This window comes from Halorussus rarus (assembly GCF_003369835.1).
Taxonomy (GTDB): Archaea; Halobacteriota; Halobacteria; order Halobacteriales; family Haladaptataceae; genus Halorussus; species Halorussus rarus.
In genome coordinates this window covers 259527-275331 of the sequence record NZ_QPMJ01000004.1, presented here as the reverse complement: position 1 = coordinate 275331, position 15805 = coordinate 259527, and the positions used below count along the sequence as shown (strand labels likewise).

Annotated in this window: 15 protein-coding genes; 8 read left to right on the top strand and 7 right to left on the bottom strand. The window is 71.4% G+C overall.

Translation table 11 applies throughout. From position 1 onward, the window contains the following. Positions 1–11 precede the first annotated feature (11 nt). From DVR07_RS21890 to DVR07_RS19935, 5 genes are all read right to left on the bottom strand, one after another. Positions 12–149: a hypothetical protein gene (locus DVR07_RS21890; protein WP_162829649.1), complete on the bottom strand. Its 138-nt coding sequence runs from the start codon at positions 147–149 to the stop codon at positions 12–14. 64 nt (positions 150–213) lie between these two features. Beyond that, on the bottom strand, positions 214–558 hold the full coding sequence (locus DVR07_RS19950; RefSeq protein ID WP_115799072.1) for a DUF7344 domain-containing protein: 345 nt from the start codon (positions 556–558) through the stop codon (positions 214–216). Positions 559–633: 75 nt separating this feature from the next. Beyond that, positions 634–1296, bottom strand: coding sequence for a helix-turn-helix domain-containing protein (locus DVR07_RS19945; protein ID WP_115799071.1), 663 nt, complete (start codon positions 1294–1296; stop codon positions 634–636). Positions 1297–1427: 131 nt separating this feature from the next. After that, positions 1428–2402, bottom strand: coding sequence for an aldo/keto reductase (locus tag DVR07_RS19940; RefSeq protein WP_115799070.1), 975 nt, complete (start codon positions 2400–2402; stop codon positions 1428–1430). A gap of 52 nt (positions 2403–2454) precedes the next feature. Beyond that, positions 2455–4647, bottom strand: a complete 2193-nt coding sequence (locus tag DVR07_RS19935) for a hypothetical protein (RefSeq protein ID WP_115799069.1) — start codon at positions 4645–4647, stop codon at positions 2455–2457. A 130-nt stretch (positions 4648–4777) separates the two neighbouring features. On the opposite strand from DVR07_RS19935, the gene DVR07_RS19930 reads away from it, so the two are divergent. Genes DVR07_RS19930 through DVR07_RS19920 form a run of 3 tightly spaced genes read left to right on the top strand, consistent with a single transcriptional unit; the run spans position 4778 to position 7794 of the window. Continuing rightward, on the top strand, positions 4778–6220 hold the full coding sequence (locus DVR07_RS19930) for a DUF58 domain-containing protein (protein WP_115799068.1): 1443 nt from the start codon (positions 4778–4780) through the stop codon (positions 6218–6220). 1 nt (position 6221) lies between these two features. After that, positions 6222–6713: a hypothetical protein gene (locus tag DVR07_RS19925; protein WP_115799067.1), complete on the top strand. Its 492-nt coding sequence runs from the start codon at positions 6222–6224 to the stop codon at positions 6711–6713. Next, on the top strand, positions 6706–7794 hold the full coding sequence (locus DVR07_RS19920) for a hypothetical protein (protein ID WP_240147637.1): 1089 nt from the start codon (positions 6706–6708) through the stop codon (positions 7792–7794). Before DVR07_RS19925 ends, DVR07_RS19920 begins: the two co-directional genes overlap by 8 nt. 9 nt (positions 7795–7803) lie before the next feature. Here DVR07_RS19920 and DVR07_RS19915 read toward each other — a convergent pair whose 3' ends face one another. Both DVR07_RS19915 and DVR07_RS19910 read right to left on the bottom strand, forming a co-directional pair. Beyond that, positions 7804–8814: an AAA family ATPase gene (locus DVR07_RS19915; RefSeq protein ID WP_115799066.1), complete on the bottom strand. Its 1011-nt coding sequence runs from the start codon at positions 8812–8814 to the stop codon at positions 7804–7806. A 111-nt stretch (positions 8815–8925) separates the two neighbouring features. Further along, a complete protein-coding gene (locus DVR07_RS19910; protein ID WP_162829648.1) occupies positions 8926–9978 on the bottom strand; it encodes a DUF4350 domain-containing protein in 1053 nt (350 codons plus the stop codon). A 237-nt stretch (positions 9979–10215) separates the two neighbouring features. On the opposite strand from DVR07_RS19910, the gene DVR07_RS19905 reads away from it, so the two are divergent. The 5 genes from DVR07_RS19905 (at position 10216) to DVR07_RS19885 (ending at position 15782) form a co-directional block, all read left to right on the top strand. After that, entirely contained in the window at positions 10216–10491 is a 276-nt protein-coding gene (locus DVR07_RS19905; RefSeq protein WP_115799064.1) for a hypothetical protein, read from the top strand. Positions 10492–10605: 114 nt separating this feature from the next. Continuing rightward, the gene (locus tag DVR07_RS19900) at positions 10606–11631 is read left to right on the top strand and encodes a DUF1616 domain-containing protein (RefSeq protein ID WP_115799063.1); all 1026 of its coding nucleotides are present in this window, start codon (positions 10606–10608) and stop codon (positions 11629–11631) included. A 269-nt stretch (positions 11632–11900) separates the two neighbouring features. Continuing rightward, positions 11901–13250, top strand: coding sequence for a glycosyltransferase family 2 protein (locus DVR07_RS19895; RefSeq protein ID WP_115799062.1), 1350 nt, complete (start codon positions 11901–11903; stop codon positions 13248–13250). Beyond that, entirely contained in the window at positions 13247–14587 is a 1341-nt protein-coding gene (locus DVR07_RS19890) for a glycosyltransferase family 4 protein (protein ID WP_162829647.1), read from the top strand. The genes DVR07_RS19895 and DVR07_RS19890 overlap by 4 nt, the downstream gene beginning before the upstream one ends. Further along, entirely contained in the window at positions 14577–15782 is a 1206-nt protein-coding gene (locus DVR07_RS19885; RefSeq protein WP_162829646.1) for a glycosyltransferase family 4 protein, read from the top strand. Before DVR07_RS19890 ends, DVR07_RS19885 begins: the two co-directional genes overlap by 11 nt. Positions 15783–15805 lie beyond the last annotated feature (23 nt).

The following is a 15805-nucleotide window of genomic DNA, read 5'->3' as shown; positions in this document are numbered from 1 at the left end:
ACCCGGCGCGCTCAGTCGTCGCGGAAGTCCACGAAGTCGGTCGCGTCGCACTGCGGACACACCTCCCGGAGCGGTCGCAGGCCCCCGTCGGCTTCGACAGCCGGGACGAAGTACCCGCACGACCGACACATCAGCAGCGGGAGGGGCATGGTCGGGAGTGCGGCGGCTGGTTCGCGGAGGGGAACTCTGACACCGGGCGGTGCGAAGCCACACTCACGCGCCCTCCCGCTCGGCCGCGAGCTCGACGAGGGATTCGAGCTCCGAACCGGCGCAGTACTCGGCGGCCCGGGCGGCGGCGTCGTACGTCACGACCCCGCTCCGGTCGAGCTTCGGGAGCGCGGCGTGGTGGAGTCGGACGGCGAGCCGGTCCCGCGAGACGTCGGGCGCGAGGCCGTCGGTCGCGGCCGCCCAGTCCGCGATGTCTGTCGGCGACGCCGCCGCGTCGGGCGCGCGCTCGAAGTAGTAGAGGGCGTACCGACACGTCGGCGCGGCGAGCAGTCCGAGGTGAGCGTCGACTCGGTCGCTGGCGCGGTCGTCGGCCGGGTCTGGAGAGGTCACGGTTCTGTCGACACTCTCCGTAACGCTGGGGCAAACCGATTCTTCCTGTCACAACAGCCCCTTTATGTGGCAGCGTCAGTCGAAGTCCGCGGCCGACGACAGCAGGACCGACCGGAGCACCTGCTCGTTGCCCCGGCGGATGCGGTCCGAGAGCGACTGCTGGCTGATGTCGAGTTCGTCCGAGAGGACGCTCAGGCTCGCCCCGCTCGGGGTGTCGAAGTAGCCCCGCTCGAGCGCGAGCACTAGGGCCTCGCGCTGCTCGGCGGACAGCCCCAGCCGGTGGCCGCCGTCGATGTCCTCGCTCAGGGTATAGGTCCGGTCGATGTGGACCGGGAAGTCGTTCTCCGTGCACCGATTGTAGAACGTCGACAGCTTGTCGTGGTCGGAGAACCGGAGCCGGAACCGCCACACGGCGCCGTCGCCCCGCGCCTCCAGGATGGTCGCCTCTGTCTCGCCGAGCACCTCGATGAGCCCCGCGTGCGGTTCCTCCCAGACGATGCGGTAGAGCGCGCGCTCCCCGACCTTGTCGAGCGCCCGGAGCTCCCGGACGCGCTCGCTCCGCTTGACGTTCGCCTCGAACGCCTCGAAGTCCCCGCCGGTCGCCCAGACGAACGGCATGACCGCGTCGCCGGTCGGGACGATGCGCTCGAGTTCGAAGTGCATCTCCTCGGGGCCCCGCAGGACGTTGCCGAGCAGGAAGTCCCCGCTGTCTATCGAGAAGTCGACCAGTACGCTCATCGGATGCGAAGTCCCACGCCGCGGACGTACGTAGGTGTTCTTGCAGGGACGACGAGAAAATGTTACGACCCCGAACGGTTCGGGCGGTGATCCGGCTTACTTCGCTCCCGGCCGTGGCGCCCGCCGGCGGTTCAGTCGTGGCCCGACACCGGGACGGGCTCGTAGGGCTCTTCGAGGTAGGCGACGTCGCTGGCCGAGAGGTCGATGTCGAGCGCCTCGACCGCATCTTCGAGGTGCTCGACGCTGGTGGTGCCGACGATGGGGGCGTCGACCCAGTCCTTGTGGAGCAGCCACGACAGCGCGATCTGGGCCATCGTGACGCCCTTGTCGGCCGCGAGCTCCTGGACGCGTTCGTTTATCTCCTTCCCGCCGCCCTCGCGGTACGGGTGCTCGTACATGTTCTCCTCGGACTCCCCGCGGGTCGTCGCGTCGATCTCCTCGTGGGGCCGGGTGAGGTATCCGCGGGCCAGCGGACTCCACGGGATTACGCCGACGTTCTCCTTCTCGCAGAGCGGCAGCATCTCGCGCTCCTCCTCGCGGTACACCAGGTTGTAGTGGTTCTGCATCGTCTGGAAGCGTTCCAGACCGAGCCGGTCGCCGGCGTGGAGCGCCTCGGCGAACTGGTGGGCCCACATCGAGGAGGCGCCGGCGTACCGTATCTGGCCGCGTCGCACCGCGTCGTCGAGCGCCCGCAGCGTCTCTTCGACGGGCGTGTCGTAATCCCACCGGTGGATCTGGTAGAGGTCGACGGTGTCCATCCCGAGTCGGTCCAGCGAGTTCTGCAACTCCTGCTCGACCGCCTTCCGCGAGAGGCCCCCGGAGTTGGGGTTCCCGTCGTCCATCTGGAAGTAGCACTTCGTGGCGACCACGCTCTCGTCGCGGCGCCCCTCGAGCGCGTCGCCGAGCACGCGCTCGCTCTCGCCGTTCGAGTACATGTTGGCGGTGTCGAAGAAGTTGATGCCGAGGTCGACGGCGCGCTCGATGATCTCCTCGCCCGTATCGGGATCGAGCACCCACGGCCGCCAGTCGCTCGACCCGAAGCTCATGCATCCGAGACAGATCCGACTGACCTCCATGCCGGTGTCGCCCAGCGTCGTGTACTCCATGCCGGAAGCCTCGCCCGGCGCGACCAAAAAGGTGCGTCCGTCGGCAGAACTGTCAATCGTCGGCGGTGGCGGCCGGTCGCTCGGCCTCCCCCCGGAACGCCGACGCCGTCTCGACCGCGGCCCTCGCCTCGTCGGGGTCGACCGACTCCGAGGCGAAGGCGGCCCGGTCGACGCGCTCGGTCAGCGCCTCCAGACGCCGGATCCGGTCGTCCGGCAGGTCGGCCGCCCGGCAGTCGTCGAGGAACTCCCAGTGGGTGTCCGCGGGCGAGGACTCCACCTCGGTCGCGAGCCGGCGCCGGACCCCGCCGTAGGCCGCCAGCACCGCCGCGTCGAACTCGCCGGCGTCGAGCGCGTCGTCGGCCGCCCCGAACAGGCCCTCGGCCGACCGGCCGGGGTTGGCCACGGGGTGGACCTCGCCCTCGTCGGTGGTCCCCGGGCCGCCGGCCGAGTCGTCCGCCCTGAACCGCCAGGCGAACACCCCGAGCACCGCGATGCCGAGCGCCCCGGCGGCGCCGACCAGCAGCGGCGAGTCGACCATCGACCCGCCCCCGGCCGGCACCCGGACGGTCGCGCTCGTCCGCGACGGCCGGAGGTTGGTGCCGACCGCTCCGTAGGTCAGGTTGACGCGCAGCGACTCGCCGGCGGCCAGTTCCGAGGAGACGTTCGCGGTGGTCGCGTAGCCGCCGGTCGCGTTCGTGAGCGCCCTGGCGACCGGCTTACCGTCGACGTGGAGCACGACGGTCTGGTTCGGCAGCGGCGCGCCCCCCGACGTGCGCAGGTAACCCGAGACGAACACCGACTTCCCGAACGTCGTCGAGTTGGTCACGCGCAGCGACGAGTCGCTCGGTTCGACGGTGAGGTCGGCCGCGGCGCTCGCGCCGGCGAGCGCGCGGTTCCCGGCCGGGACACGGACCGACACCCGCCGGTCGCCGGCCGTCACGTTCGCGGGCAGCGCCTCGGCGACCCCGAAGCTCCCGTTCGGACCGGTCGTCGTCCGGTTGAGCGGCGCGCCGGCGACCGAGACGACCACCGGGACGCCCGCGGCGCCGACGCCGTCCGCGCCGACCGTGCCGTTGACCACGACGTCCTCGCCGTAGCCGACCGCCTGCGTCCGGTTCGTTATCGTCACGTCCGGCGTGACCCGCGTGACGTTGACCCGGACGCCCGCGGTCGCCCCGGCGTACCGGGAGGTGTTGCCCGGTCGATACCGGACGACCAGCCGACGCTCGCCCGGCGGAATCAGCGTCGGCCGGTACGAGACCTCGAACCGACCCCGCCGGTCGGTGGTGGCGTTGAGGGTCTGGTTGCCGACCCGGAACCGCAGCGCCTCGCTCGCGACCGCCGACCCGTCAGCCGTCCGCAGGCGGCCGGCGAGCGTCACCGGGTCGGTGAACGACGCGACGCCGTCGGTCGGCCGGAGCCGGAGGTCGGTCCGGACGAGCGACTGCCCCCGAACCTCGCGCTGGCTCCGGGTGATGTTCGTCCGGATGTCCCCGACCGACGCGGTCGCCGATTCGAGGTCGATGTCGCGCTCGGCCGCCGCGTTCCGATAGGACCGGTTGAGCCGGTCCGCCGACCGGTTCACGTCGCGAGCCGCGTCGGCCAGCCGGTGGGCGAGCACGCGCTCGCGGGTGGCGTTCGACCCGTTCCGGGCGGTCCGATAGGTGTCGAGCGTCTGCCGGTACCGGGTCACGTTCGCGAGGAACGACCGCTGGACCAGCCCGACACGGGTGAACGCCGGGCCGGCGTCCTCGGCCGACGAATCGCCGGTGACCTCGCGGTACTTGTTCGCGAGGTCGGCGTACTCCGAGTCGTTGCCGACCAGCCGGCGCGCGCGGTCGATCTCGCCCTGGCTGGCGTTGAGGCTGCTTGAGAGCTGCTCGGCCATCTCCCGGGCCAAGTAGCCGCTCACGTCGCTCGCGTCGCCGTCACCGACTTCGTCCGGGTCGACGTGATAGACCGTCTCGGTCGCGTTCGCGTCCTTGCTTCCCGGCGGCGCGCCGCCCGCTGTCGCCGGACCGTCCGCGGTCGTCGAGTTGTTCTGCGCCTGCCGGCCGGCCGCGACGGTCGGGTCGGGACCGGTGGCACCCGAAACCGCCGCCGTCGACTGGGACCGAACCGCGTCGGCTGTGCGCTGCTGGGGCTGCTGGGCTACGTCCGCGAGGACCGCGCCGGTCGGCGCGGCCATCGAGAGGACTACCAGGACGGCGAACGCGGTACCGACGTCTCTCTCCCACCCCGTCACACGGCTCTCTACTGTCGCCTCGGTAATACCGTTGTTGGACGTTCCATCCGGCCCTGTGACGGCGTCCCACGGTCGTCTCGGGGCGCAACTACCAGTAGCTTGAACTACGAGAACCCCGTCTTGTGGCTCGATGGGGGTAACGCGACGGTACTGGGGTGAGGTCGGACTCTGCGCCGCGCTGGCCGCGCTGGCCGCGCTGCTCGGCGAACCGCTGCTCGTCCTCGGCGCCGCCGGCGTCGGCGGCGCGGCGCTCGCTCGCCAGTACGATTTCGTGCGCGACGTCTCGGCCACGGCGTCCGCTCTGGACGTCTCGCAGTCGGTGGCCGACGAGCGCGTCGGCCAGGGTGAGACGACGACGGTCGAACTCGACGCCGAGGCGTCGACGCCCGCCCGGGTCGACCTCGACGTCGAGTCGTCGCCGCCGGTGGGACTGTCGCCGACCGACGGCGACCGGCGACTGGACCTGCCGGCCGGCGCCCGGAGCGCGTCGACCGCCTACGAGGTCGAATGTCGGCTCACCGGGAGCGCGGCGTTCGACCCGCCGACCGCGACCGCGACCGACCCGACCGGTCGGTTCACCGCGGCGTTCCCGGTCGGCGACGAGGCGACCGTGACGGTCACGCCCCGGGGCGCGATCACGCCCCACGTCGGCCGAGGCGGCGACGCGATGTCGGTGATGGACGGCGACCACGAGACCGACGAGCGCGGCGAGGGCATCGAGACCGCCGAGGTCCGGGCGTACGTCCCCGGCGACCAGCTCCGGCGCATCGACTGGAACGCGACCGCCAGGCTGGGCGAGCCCTACGTCAGGGAGTCGGAGGCCGCGACCCGGCGGACCACCGCGGTGCTGCTCGACTGCCGGCCGTCGATGGCCCGCGGTCCCGACGGCGAGACCAAGTTCGACTACGCCCGGAGCGTCGCGCTCAGGCTCTTCGAGTACGCCCGCAGCCGCGACGAGCTCATCCGGAGCTACGCGGTCGGCGACGAGGGGCTGGTGGCCCGCCGGACCTTCGAGGACGGCGCCGACGCGAACGACTTCGAGGACCACCTCTGGTCGCTCGAACCCGGCGCCGGCGACCCGACCGACGAGCGCGGCCCCGACTTCTCGCTGGCCGACGCCCGGCGGCGGACCCGCGCGCTCCGGGGCGACGAGTCGGCGTACGCCGAGACGCTCGGCCCGTACTTCGCGGTCCCGGACCCGTACGTCGAGCGGGTCGCCGGCGACCCGCTCTACGGCGTCGCGCGGACGTACCTCGAGGGCGACCGGGGCGCCACGACCGCGGTCGTCGTGACCGACGACACCAACCGGACCGAGGTCCGCGAGACGGTGAAGCTGGCCCGGAGGCGGGCCGACCGCGTGGTGGCGATGCTGACGCCGACGGTGCTGTTCGACCGCGACGACGCGGCCGACGTCGAGTCGACCTACGACCGGTACGTCGACTTCGAGCGGTTCCGCCGCGAGATGGCCCGGCTCGACCGGGTGTCAGTGTTCGAGGTCGGGCCGGGCGACCGGCTCGAGTCGCTGCTGGCCCGCGGCAGGAGCCGACGCGGGCGCGCGGAGGCGGGTGGTTGACGTGGTCGATTTCTCCTCGCTGGGAACCGACCGCTCCGACGCCGCCGGCGACGGCCGCGCCTCGGCGGTCGCCCTCGTCTTCGCGCTCGTCACAGCGGGCGCATTCGTCGCCTTCGCCGGCGTTCGGGGCGGCGTCGCGGCGCTGGCCGTGCTCGTCGCGTGGTACGCCCTCGACGAGACGTACGCCTTCGCGGCGGGGCAGGTCGGCGTCGTCGCCTTCCTCGGCGACGCCTCGGCCGTCGCGCTCGGTATCGCCGAGGTCGGGCTGTTCGGCCTGCTGTTCGTCCCGCTGGCCGCCGCCGTCGGCGTCGGGCGGACGGTCGCCGTGGCGGTCGGCTGGACCGCCGTCGGCGGGCTCGCCGCGTGGGCCGGCGCCGAGCGACTGGTCGGACCCCCGGTCGCCGCGGGCGCTCTGCTCGCCGCGACGGCGCTCGCGGCGTTCGCGCTCCACCGGTACCAGCGCGTCGAACTCGGAGGTGTCGCGAGTGAGTAGCGACGCCGGCGAGTCCGAGCGCGAGGAGTCGCCGACGGCGGACGTCGACCCCGACGCGTCGGCCGAGGACCTCGCCGCGCAGGTCGAGCTCCTGACCGAGGAGAACCGCCGGCTCCGCGAGGAGTACGTGCAGGGCCGGCGGGCCAGCTACCGCCGGACCGCGCTCGGGCTGTTCGTCGTCGGCGCGCTGGCCGCGGCGGGCGCTGTCCTCTTCCCCGACGCCCGGTCGGTGCTGTTCGCGCTGGCCGGGACCGGCGTCTTCGGCGGGGTGCTCACCTACTTCCTGACGCCCGAGCGCCTGCTCGCGGCCGCGACCGGCGAGCAGGTGTACGCCGCGTTCGCCGAGACCGGCCGGCGGCTGGTGGCCGAGCTGGGCCTCCAGGACGACCGGGTGTACGCCCCCGCGGACGCCACCGGGGAGTTCGGCAACGTCCGGCTGTTCGTCCCGCAGCGCTCGTCGTACGACGTGCCCGCGCCCGCCGAACTCGGCTCGCTGTTCGTCGCGACCGAGGACGGCCGCGAGCGCGGGGTGGCGGTGCCGCCGTGCGGCGGGTCGCTGTTCCGGGAGTTCGAGCGGTCGATGACCGACAGCGCCGCCGACGACCCCGCGGTTCTGGCCGACCAGCTGGCCGACGCCGCGGTCGAGGGGTTCGAGCTCGCCACCAGCGCGACCGCCGACGCCGACCCCGACGGCGGCCGGGTCGCGTTCGAGGTCGCCGGGAGCGCGTACGGGTCGGTCGACCGGTTCGATCACCCGGTCGCGTCGCTGTTCGGCGTCGGCCTGACCGCGGGGCTCGACGCGCCCGTGACCGTCGACGTGACCGAGGGAGACGGCGACTCCGCGTTCTTCGTGACCTGCGAGTGGGACGAGACCGCGGTCGACGCCGACGAAAGCGGTGAGTCCGCCGAGACTGCGACCGATGCGGAGACGGAGTCTGATACGTCCGATGAGGTGGAGCCGGGCGGAGCACCGGGGGAGCCGGACGGAGAGGCGGAAACAGAAGTCGACGGAGAACCGGAAGCCGAAGAAGAAGAGGAGCAGACGGAAACCGGGCCGGCCGCGGAGACGAGAACTGATTGAGTTCGGGCGTCAGGACTGGCCGCGCTCGGCGTCGTCGCCGAACCCGGTCGCCTCCTCCGGAACCGTCGACTCGTTGGAGACCTCCGGGACGTCGACCGACGCCAGCACGTCGGCGACCACCTCGTCGGACGTGACGTCGCTGAGTTCGGCGTCGGCGCTCAGCGAGAGCCGGTGGGAGAGGATGGGCTCGGCCAGCGCCTTCACGTCGTCCGGGGTGACGTAGTCGCGGCCCCGGATGGCGGCCCGGGCCTTCGTCGCGTCGAGGAACGACAGGGTCGCCCGGGGCGAGGCGCCGTGGTCGGTGTCGGCGCTCTCGCGGGTCTCGGCCGCGACGTCGAGCAGGTACTGCTTGATGCTCGAATCGACGTACACGTCCGCGACGACCTCCCGGGCGTCGAGCAGTTCCCCGCGGTCGACGACCTGCGAGACGTCGTCGGGGCTCAGGTCGGGTTCGTCGTCGAACCGGTCGAGGAGCGCGCGCTGGGCGTCCTGGTCGGGTATCTCGACGTCGATCTTGAGCTGGAAGCGGTCGTACTGGGCGATGGGAAGGTCGTAGGTCCCCTGCATCTCGATGGGGTTCTGGGTCGCCACGACCAAGAACGGCTCGGGCAGCGAGAGGGTCTGGCCGCCGATGCTCACCGTCCGCTCCTGCATCGCCTCGAGCAGGGCCGACTGGGTCTTCGCCGTCGCCCGATTGATCTCGTCGGCCACGACCACGTTGGCGAAGACGGGCCCGCGCTTGAGCTCGAACTCGCCGGTCGACTCGCGGTAGACGTGGGTCCCGGTGACGTCGGCCGGCAGGATGTCGGGCGTCATCTGGATGCGGTTCGAGTCGAGCCCGGTCGCCCTCGCGAACGACGTGGCGATGGTGGTCTTGGCCACGCCGGGAACGCCCTCCATGAGGACGTGGCCCTTCGTGAGGAGCGCGACGGCGAGGCCCTCGACGGCCTCCTCGTTGCCCACCAGTACGGTCTGGATCTCCTCCCGGAGGTCCTCGTAGAGCGCGGCTGGGTCGGACATCGTCGCCACTACCTCGCGGAGCCGAATAACTCGAACGGTTAGTTCCGCCCTAACGCCGGGTCGGCGCTCGTTCGGAACACGCCTCACTCGCGTCCGCCGCCGGCGCTCTCCTCACTCGTCGTCGCGCATCGCGGAGACGACCCGTTCGATGCGCTCGCGCTCCCAGTCGGGGTGCTGGCGTTCGAGGTACGCCACCAGCTGCTCGCGGTCGACCCCGGCGGGCTCGGCGGTCGACTCGTCACCCCACCGTTGCCTGAGCGCACCGAGCGCGCCCGACCGCCGCGAGATCACGCCCACCAGGCCGACCAGCGCCGTTCCGAGCCCGAACTGGACCAGCGGCGAGTCCTGCACCGCCCAGAGCGCGGCCCGGACCGGCGGGAGCCGGGCCGCGTGCGAGGAGTCGACCAGCACGCGGCTCCGGCCGTCCACGAGCTGCCGGACGAACTGCCGATTGCCCGACCGGTCGAGCATCGCGTTGATGAAGACGCTGGCGTCGCTCACCGCGACGACCCGCCCGGCGCCGATGCGCTCGACGGTCGCCACCGGCCGGGCGGCGAGCCGCTCGTCCCCGTCGATGGTCCCGTTCCGGTTGGCGTCGAGGTAGGCGTACTCGGAGGTGTTGAGCACCACCGTCGCCCCGCGGGGTCGGACCGCGGTGCCGTAGTTGAGCGTGACCGAGTCGACGCCCGTGACCAGCGACTGGTTGGGCCCCGGCGAGACCATCGGCATCGCGGGCGTCCGGTAGTTCACCCGGGCGTCCCGGAGCGGTCGGCCGTCGAGCCGGGCGCGCGCGCCGAGACCCTGGAGCAGGTAGTTGACCGACTCGTTGTCGTCGGCGGCGACGACGAGCACGCCGCCCCGCCGGACGAACTCCCGGAGCCGGAGGATCTCCCGCGAATCGTACGTCGACGTGGGCGCGACGACGAAGGCGACCGTCCGCCGGGCCGGAACCCGGTCGTAGGCCCCGGTCTCCTGGGCCACGGTGACCTGTGCGCCTGTCCCGGACGCGGTCGACCGGAGCGCGCTGGTCCCGTCCCAGCCGGAGTTGTACGCGCCGAACGCGGCCGTCGAGACGCTCCCGTATCCGACCATCGCGACGACGACGGTCAGCGTCAGCCCGACGAGCAGCAGCCGCGGCACCGACACGTCCGGGAGTCGCGTCACGCTCGCGGCCCCCCGATCGGCACACCAACGACTCGCGCCCTTCCGTCCCCGACCCCCGTTCGGCGTGACAGCCTCATCTCGACGGTGGTACGCCGACCAGCCCATAGAATGGTTCGCATTGTTGCTCGCGGTAATCGCTCGTATCTTTCGCCTCTGGGGCGAACGGCGGACCTCGCGGAACTCCGGTTCCCGCGAACGGGCGGTACTTTCTATTGGGAGGCCGCCGTAGCACCGACGATGACCATCCGGCGCCGCCAGCGGTTCGTCCACGCCCAGATAGCCGTGATGCTGGCGGTCGTGCTCGGTCTCGCGGCGCTCGGCCGGCTGACCCTGGAGGTGTTCTTCATCGCCTCGCTGGTGGGCTTCCTCGGGCTGATCGAGCTGACGGCGCCGGTCAACGTCACCCCGGCCTGGCGCCGGCGCGTCCGGTGGCTGGTCGTCCTCGGGATGCTCGGCTTCGGGGTCATCGTCGTCCGGCGCATCGTCTCGTTCCTGCCCGAGGGACTGATCTGAGACTCCGCCTCGACGCCTGGACGCTCTCACCGTCCGCTTCGCTCCGACTCCAGACGCGTTCAAAATTACCACCTGTTTTTTATGAATAGCTAGCTTAGCGGTCGTGATGCCAAGATGGTAGACGCCAGGAAACTCTGGCTGATGGTGCCGCGCGGCGTCCGGACCGTCCCGTCGGACCTCGCGGCCGTGGTCGGGCTCGTGGCCCTGACGTGGGTGGCGGTCGAGGCGCCGGTTGTCCGGGGGACGCTCCTCCGGGCGGTGGTCGGGAGCCTCTTCGTCCTGGCGGTGCCCGGGTACGCGTTCACCGCTGCCCTGTTCCCCGAGGCGAACGACCCGGACGAGGCGCGCGCGACGCTGTTCCCGCGGCCCGGCGCGGGCATCGACATCGCCGAGCGGGCCGTCTTCTCGTTCGGGCTCAGCGTGACCACGGTGCCGCTGCTCGCGTTCGCGCTCAACTTCACGCCCTGGGGCGTGAGCCAGCGGACGATGCTGCTCGCGGTGAGCGGGCTCGCGGTCGGACTGACGGCCGTCGCGGTCGTCCGCCGACGCCGCGTGCCGGCCGAAGACCGGTTCCGCGTCCCGTACGGCGGCTGGTCGGCCCGCGCTAGGGGAGAGCTCCTCCGACCGAGCGGCCGGTTCGACGCGGTCCTGAACGCCGTCATCATCGCCTCGGTGCTGGTCGGCGCCGGCAGCGTCGCCTACGCGGTCGCCGGCCCGGGCCAGGACCAGTCGTTCACCGAGTTCTACGTCGCGACCGAGAACGAGTCCGGCGCGCTCGTCGCCGACGGCTACCCGACCCAGATCCGACGGGGCCAGACGGAGACGGTGGTCGTCGGCATCGGCAACCACGAGAACGAACCCCAGGCGTACACGGGGGTGGTCCGGTTGCAGCGGGTCCGCACGACCGGCAACGCGAGCGAGGTGGTCGCGACCCGGCGGCTCGGGACCTTCGACGCCCGGCTCGCGCCCAACGAGACGGTCGTCCGCACCCAGCGGATCCGTCCGTCGATGACGGGACGGGACCTCAAGGTCCAGTTCCTGCTCTACAGAGGGAGCCCGCCCGCGAACCCGACGGGCGCGAACGCCTATCGGCGGGCCCACTTCTGGACGAACGTCACCGCGGGCCCGAGCGCCGGCTAGCCGGAACCGCTTCCCCCGTCACCTCCGGAAACGGAGGGTTTCGACCGCGGCGAGGGCCGCCGCTGCGAGCGACGAGCCTCGGAATCACCGGACGTGGCCGACGTCCCGCACGTCTCTCGGTTCCGTCGACGAACCGCCCGAACGTATCCGGACGCGGACGTTATCGGCACGGAAACCCGGTCCGTACCGGACCGTTTCGTTCCCCATCGGCTGTTTATGGCTGATACGCGGCTTCTAACTATTAATCAGCCTCTCCCAAGTCTACGTCGATGGGGAGTATGAATGAGGACACGAAAGAAAGACACCATCCGAGGGAGATCTCGACGGAGCAGAAACGGCTCCCGGCGATAAGCATCGTCGCCTCGGAACACGACCTGGGCGCCATCGCCCGCACGATCCTGCGGGCGAACCGCCGCGGGTTCGTCACCTTCGTCGCCCTCTCGGAGTCCGGCGATTCGCTGGCCGAACCCCTCGCCGAGCAGCTCGGGGGGTTCGTGGTGGAGATGGACTCCGCCGACGCGGACGCGGTGCGGGACTCGGTCGAGCGCATCTCGAGAGCGCTCGGCTTTCCGGGGCTGCTGCACGTCGAGGCCGACGCCGGGCGCGTCGACTTCTCCCGGTGCGAGGAGGCGGCGGCCCGGACCGACGGGTTCGGGATTCCGGCGCCCGAACTCGACGGCCCGAACCGGCTCGACGTCGAGGTGCTGGCCGCGATCCCCGCCTACAACGAGGGGTCGACCGTGGGCGAGGTCGTCTCGCGGGTTCGCCGCCACGTCGACGAGGTCGTGGTCGTCGACGACGGCAGCGACGACGACACCGTCGCGGCGGCCGAGCGAGCCGGCGCGACGACCGTCTGCCACGAGACGAATCGGGGCTACGGCGCGGCGCTCCAGACGGCGTTCGCCGAGGCCGACAGGCGCAACGTCGACTCGCTCGTCATCCTCGACGGCGACGGTCAGCACGACCCCGACGACATCCCCGACCTGGTGGGCGAGCAGCGCGAGAGCGGGGCGAACGTGGTGGTCGGCAGCCGCTTTCACGGCGACTCCGGCACCGTCCCCAGGTACCGCCGGCTCGGCCTGCTGGTCATCAACGTCCTGACGAACCTCACGCTGGGGAGCACCTCCCGCGGCTCGTGGGTGTCGGACACCCAGAGCGGATTCCGGGCGTTCGACCGGGAGGCCATCCGGAGCCTGGCGGCCGACGACACGCTCGGCGAGGGAATGAGCGCCAGTACCGACATCCTCTACCACGCCCGCAACCAGGGGTACGATATCAACGAAGTGGGGACGACCATCCGGTACGAGGGAGAGGACACCAGCACCCAGAACCCGCTGGTCCACGGCCTCTCGCTCGTTCGGAATATTCTGAACACCGTCGAGCACGACCACCCGCTCACGTTCTTCGGCATCCCCGGCGTCGCCATCGTGGCGGGCGGGGTCGGCGTCGGTTACTGGGCGGTCCTGAACTACGTCGAGAGCGGGACGCTCCCGGTCGGGCTGGTACTGCTCTGCATCTTCGGCACGTTCCTCGGCTCGCTGCTCTCGTTCACCAGCGTCATCCTCCACTCGGTGAAGACCCACATGGAGCGGCTCCACGAGCGAGGGTCGAACGAATGAGGGCCGACCAGATGCGCACGACAGCCGACGAGCGACAGGTGACGCCTAACGGGGACTCGTTCCACGTCCTCGGCCTGGTCGACATGCGCGTCGACGAGATGCGCGACCCCTTCGAAGCGCTGGACGAACGCGCCTCGCTGGTAGCGGTCGACCCGGACGAGGGACCCCGTGCCTACCTCTCGGCCCTGCGACGCGCCAGCCGGCGCATTGAGTGCCGGGACGCCGACGCGGTCCTGGTCTACAACGGGTCGGGGCTGATCGGGACCGTCGGATCGCTGCTCGGCCGGTACCACGGCGTGCCGGTGCTGATTAGGCAGAACGGCGACATCTTCCGGCAGCACCGCGAGACCGCCCGCGAGCAGGTAGAAAACGGCGAGTGGCACTCGCTCGCGGCCCACCTTCCGTTCGCGCTGCTGACCCGGGCGATCTTCCGCGGGGCCGACGGCTTCGTCCCGGTGTCGGCCGCGCTCGACGACGTCGTCCGCCGGCAGACCGGCTGTCCGGCCGACCGCGTGATCTCGGTCCCGAACCCTGTCTCGGTGGACGAGTACGCCCCGCCGGCGGACGCGGACTCGGAGGCGGATTCCGATACGGCGGCCGCGTCCACCGTCGACTCCGACTCGGACGCCGTCTCTGGGGTCGGGGACATCCCCGCGGACGGATCGGAACGACGGCTGCTGACCGTCACGAACCTGAACTTCCGCGGGAAGTACGAGGGCGTCAGCGAACTGCTCGACGCCGCAGTCCCGATGCTACGCCGGCGCGAGAACCTGACGTACGTCATCGCCGGCGACGGGCGGTACCACAAGCGACTCCTGGAGGACCTCGACGCCCTGGCGGGCGACGTCCGGGACCGGATCCGCGCGCCCGGATTCGTGGAGGACGTCGCGGGGCTCTACCGGACCGCGGACGTGTTCCTGTACGTTTCGTACATCGACGGCTACCCCAACGTCATCCTGGAGGCCAAGGCGGCCGAGCTACCTATCGTTACGAACCCGGCGTACGGCATCGCCGAGCAGATCGACGACGGGACGTCCGGAATGTTCGTCGACCCAGCCGACCCGGCCGATGTCTGGGAGACCGTATCGTCACTGCTCGACGACCCGGCCGAGCGCGATCGCCTCGGCCGGAACGCCCGGCGGCAGGTGGAGGCCGAGAACGACCCCGAAGCGGTCGCGTCCCGGCTCTACGATGCGGTCCGGTGCATCGTCGACGAGGGGGTACGTGCCGTCGACTGCGAGGCGGCGTCCGGTGCGGCAGACGCGGACGTCCAGTCCGAGCAGACCGCCCGCGGGGAACCTGGGCCAGGTACGGGAGGTGACCGCGATGGCCGGTGACGTAGATATCCTTCAGCTCCACCGGGGCGACCTCCACCCGCCGTCGAACGGCGAGGAGGTCCGGATCTGGGAGACCGCCAAGAAGCTGGCGGAGTTCGGGTCGGTCGCGCTCGTCCACCCCGACGACGCAGACGTCGACCATCCGGGAGTCCGGGCCGTCGATACGGACAACCCGTTCCTGGACCGCAAGCTGACGCGCATCTACGCCTGGTACGCCTCGTTCGCCGCGGACGCCGACAACCGATACGACCGGTTCCAGGCCGAGCGGACCGTCCGGCGGTGCGAGCGGCTCGACCGGGAGTTCGACGTGATCTGCTGCGAGAACCCCCAGATGCTCCGGGCCGGCGTCCGGCTCGCGGACCGCTACGACGCCCGACTGCTCCTCAACAAGCACAACGCGATGTACGACCTCGTCGACCAGCAGCTCGGGCTCCGGCCGATTCCGGGGGTCGTCCGGCGACGGGCGGTCGAGAACCTCCGGCGCTTCGAGCAGTGGGGCATCGACGCCGCCGACGCGGTGGTGTTCCAGTCGCCGGACGACGCCGAGGGGTTCCGGTTGCCCGACGACACCGTCGTCAAGACCATCCCGAACGGCACCGACTTCGAGACGATCGACGCGGGCGGCGACCCCGACCGCATTCGCAAGCAGTTCCGGATTCCCGACGACGCGACCGTCTGTCTCTTCGTCGGCGCGTTCGATTACGACCCCAACGAGGTGGCGGGCGACGTCGTCCGCGACGAACTGGCGCCGGCGCTGCCCGACGTGGAGTTCCTCCTGGTCGGGCGCGACCCGCCGGACGCGGCTCGCGACAACGTCCACGCGCCGGGGTACGTCGAGGACCTCGCGGGCGCGCTCGCGGCCGCCGACGTAGCGATCTGCCCGCTCACGCTCGGCTCCGGGACGAAACTGAAGATGCTCGATTATCTCGCGGCGGGACTCCCCGTGGTCACGACCGACGTCGGAGCCCAGGGGCTCCCGCTGACGGACGGCGAGACGGCGCTGATACGCGACTCGTGGGACGAGTTCGCCGACGCCATCGAGACGCTGGCGGAGTCCAATGAACTGCGCGAGTCGCTGTCGTCGAACGGGCGAGAACTCGGCCGACAGTACTCGTGGGACTCGCTGTTCGAGGCGTACGACCCGGTCCTCGACGAACTCCTCGACCGTCCTCCCGTCCGCGTTCGAGGCGAGTGACTCGACCCGACGCGCTCGGCCGA